This window comes from Pseudomonas yangonensis, from assembly GCF_009932725.1.
In the GTDB taxonomy this organism is placed as follows: domain Bacteria; phylum Pseudomonadota; class Gammaproteobacteria; order Pseudomonadales; family Pseudomonadaceae; genus Aquipseudomonas; species Aquipseudomonas yangonensis.
Genome location: NZ_BLJU01000174.1, coordinates 1 through 282, shown reverse-complemented (window position 1 = coordinate 282; position 282 = coordinate 1). Strand labels below are relative to the sequence as shown.

1 protein-coding gene is annotated in these 282 nt (G+C 63.8%); it reads right to left on the bottom strand.

Annotated elements, in window-relative coordinates; all coding sequences use genetic code 11:
- A partial coding sequence (locus GYB81_RS23980; protein WP_178106609.1) for a phosphoribosyltransferase domain-containing protein occupies positions 1-282 on the bottom strand: 282 nt, incomplete at both ends.

Below are 282 nucleotides of genomic sequence, written 5' to 3'. Positions count from 1 at the left end.
GGGATGGCGGGTGCTGATGAGGTATACGCTGTCAGGGCGAGTTGCGCTGAAGGCGCGGTGCACGCCGGCACCGAGGCCTACGGCAGTTTCGGCCATGCCAATGACCAGCACCGGTCCAGGGAGATCAGGCGGGATTTCAGCAGCCAGGCTCTCGAAGCTGGCGGCCATGACCGATGGGCGCACTGGTATATGGCGGCCCAGCACTTTGGCTACGAAGAGGAATGCCCGTTTGGGATTCCGGCGCTCTGCAAAACCGAACAGGTTCGTGGGAGGGAGGACGGC